3 protein-coding genes are annotated in these 3230 nt (G+C 51.4%); 2 read left to right on the forward strand and 1 reads right to left on the reverse strand.

The annotated features are described in order from the left end of the window. The coding region (locus ACR0P9_RS09680; RefSeq protein WP_432619619.1) for a ribonuclease R family protein at nucleotides 1-1281 on the forward strand (1281 nt) is incomplete at its 5' end. Nucleotides 1282-1339: 58 nt separating this feature from the next. On the opposite strand, the gene ACR0P9_RS09685 is transcribed toward ACR0P9_RS09680, so the two are convergent. Then, nucleotides 1340-2545, reverse strand: coding sequence for an LCP family protein (locus tag ACR0P9_RS09685; protein WP_432619621.1), 1206 nt, complete (start codon nucleotides 2543-2545; stop codon nucleotides 1340-1342). Between the two features lie 220 nt (nucleotides 2546-2765). Between ACR0P9_RS09685 and ACR0P9_RS09690 the strand changes: the two genes are divergently transcribed. Further along, a partial coding sequence (locus ACR0P9_RS09690) for a sugar phosphate nucleotidyltransferase (protein WP_432619623.1) occupies nucleotides 2766-3230 on the forward strand: 465 nt, incomplete at its 3' end.

Raw genomic sequence — 3230 nt, forward strand, 5'->3', positions numbered from 1 at the left:
GGCGTACACATTGCCGATGTCTCGTATTACGTCAAGCCCGGCTCTCCGCTGGATCAAGAGGCATACAAGCGCGGCACCTCGGTATATTATGCCGACCAGGTTGTGCCGATGCTGCCGCTGCCGCTTTCTAACGGCATCTGCTCGCTGAATCCGGGCGTCAATCGTCTCGCTTTCTCTGCCTTTATCGAATTGGGCAAAGACGGTACGCGGTATTCTGCCGAATTCCATCACTCTGTGATCTGTTCGTATGCCCGCCTGACGTACAATCAGGTCAACAAGATGCTTGCCGATGACTGGCAGGAATGCAATCTCCATCCGGATCTTGTGCCGGTACTCAAGGAAATGAATGTACTCGCCAAGACCCTGCATGATGTTCGTATGCGGCGCGGTGCGCTGGAATTGGACATCCCTGAAGCGGTTGTTCTCTGCGACCGTGACGGCAAGGCCTGCGGCGTAGAAAAGCGCGAACGCGGCGATTCTGAACGCTTAATCGAAGAATTCATGCTGATTGCAAATGAAGCGGTTGCCGAGGCGTTGTATCGTCATCGGATGCCGACGGTATACCGTGTGCACGAAGATCCGGATCCGGAAAAACTGCGTATGTTCGCCAAGCAGGCACGTCTGTTCGGCTATCGCCTGAGCGACAAAGATCTCTCTGACACGCATCAACTGCAGCGCGTCCTCGACCAGACAGCAGGCGATCCGGAACAGCAGGCTCTGCCAACACTGCTTCTGCGCTCGCTCGCCCGCGCACGCTATGCGCCGGAATGCCTCGGTCATTACGGCTTGGCCGCCAAGTTCTATCTGCACTTTACCTCCCCGATTCGCCGTTATCCTGATCTCGTCGTACATCGGATGCTCACAAAAATGCTCGCTGGTGAGCAAAGCACCCGTGAGCTGACGGAATTCTGCGAAGATGCAGCGATTCAGTCTACGGTACGCGAACAGGCTGCCGCAGAGGCGGAACGCGACATCGAAAAGCTGTATATGGCAGATTACATGTCCCAGTTTATCGGCCATCCGTTTGACGGCTTTATCAGCGGCATCACCAGCTTTGGCGTTTACGTCCAGCTCGACAACATGGTAGAGGGCATGGTACGTCTGGACACGATGCACAACGACTGGTTTGAATATGATCCGGACAAAATGACACTGTTCGGCAAACATACCGGTCAGAATTACCATCTCGGTATGCGCGTCAATGTAACCCTCGTCAATGCCTCCGGTACAACCGGCATGATTGACTTTATCTTCACACCGGACGAAGATTCCGTCGGATAAGTTTTCAACAAAGCAAAAGAACGGCAGGTAAAAACCTGTCGTTCTTTTTGTATTTCTATCAATCGCTGTTTTTCGTTGGATCAATATCGTCATAGATATAACTATGCAGATGGGAAGCGAGCACACTGTCACGAAACCGGATCACAGACGCGCCGCTGCTCGTCGTGCCGTACTGCCATTCGCCGTCCAGCGGCAGACGAATATGGCTCATCTTCGGCATACCGTGCACAATGGTCGTGAGGCCCATATACACAAAGTCCATCTTACTCATAGACGATGTGACATTCGGCATCAAGCCGTTCAGGAATTTCAGCATCGTAATCGGATTGCTCGTCGCCTTAGAGAATACCTGATTGAGCACGACAGATTGCCGTTCTGCTCGTTTCCAGTCTCCGCCCGTATTTCCCTTTCGGATGCGTCCATAGGTCATCGCCTGAATGCCATTGAGCGTCTGCTCACCAGAGCCTTCTATGCGCTGTGTCGGAATATTCAGCGTCTTCCAGCAATACTCATCAATGTATTTATTGGTCTCTTTGACTTCATCCTCAGTCAGTGTGACGGTTACGCCGCCGACCGAATCAATAATCGATGCCATCTCTGCGAAATCCACGACCATATATTCCTTGACGTTCATGTCAAAATCTTCGTTGATGGTTTGCAGCATCAACTGCGGACCGCCGTAGCCATACGCATGGCACAGTTTGGTCTGTCCGTGCCCCGGCACATCCACCAAGCTGTCACGCATCAGCGAGGTCAATTTGATGGACTTGCGCTTGGGATCGACACTCATCAGCATAATTGCATCGGCACGGGTGCCGCTCGATGCTTCATTTGCACGCGTGTCTACGCCGAACAACGCAACGGTCATAATGCCTTCTTCCGTATTGGCTGCCAAGCTGCTCTCATTGGTATCATCATATGTATACAGCGTCAGCAGATGGCAAATATCTGCAATCACCAACGCGATAATCAGCACCAAGACCAGCAGAATCTTTTTCACTATAGAACCGCGTTTTTTCCGCTTTTTTCTGCGCGGCGGCTGCGCGCGCTGCTGTCTGCGCGGACGCGCTTCCACTTCTCGCTCCTCCCAGTTAGAAGAACGGGGACGCTTGCGATACTGTCCGGACGTTCTGCGCGAAGGATCTCTGTTTTCTCTCTCCTCTTCCTCGTAGGTTCGCCCAGTTTTCGGGTTAATCGCACGACCCTTTTCATCTACCGGCTGACCATATTCATCATAATATTTATATTTTCTATTTTGACTCACTCATCTATCCTCCCAGACGGGGTTTTGCTCATAAAATCATGATACACGCATCAGACATCGGAATCAACCTTCTAGCCGTTAATTTAAGATAAATTTTAGAATTTATTCCGGTCACAGTGCATCCGGACCGCCGCGTTGCTATTGTAAATGCACAAAAAATAACGTATAATACTAGTATACTTTCCTGTAGAAAGCAGGAATCCAAGGAGGAATTATTATCATGGCAAATCCGGTACTCGTCGTTATGGCAGCCGGCATGGGTTCGCGCTACGGCGGTCTGAAACAGATTGATCCGGTTGGTCCAAACGGACAGATTATCATGCACTATTCTATTTACGATGCATGGAAGGCTGGTTTCCGCCGCGTCGTATTTATTATAAAAGAAGATCTGCTTGATGCCTTCCGTGAGCGCATCGGCAATGCTGCGGAAAAGCTCATGCAGGTAGATTATGTATTCCAGTCTCCGGACAAGCTGCCGGAAGGCTGCACGATGCCAGAGGGTCGCACCAAGCCGCTCGGCACCGGACACGCCGTATACTGTGTGCGCGGTGTCGTCAATGAGCCGTTCGCTGTGATCAACGCAGACGATTTCTATGGCGCAGAGGCATTCCAGTGCCTGTACGATTATCTGAAGGATGCACAGGACGATGACAAGTATCGGTACTGCATGGTCGGCTATCGCGTA

Origin of the sequence: Butyricicoccus sp., assembly GCF_050872565.1 — a bacterium.
Lineage (GTDB): Bacteria > Bacillota > Clostridia > Oscillospirales > Butyricicoccaceae > Butyricicoccus_A.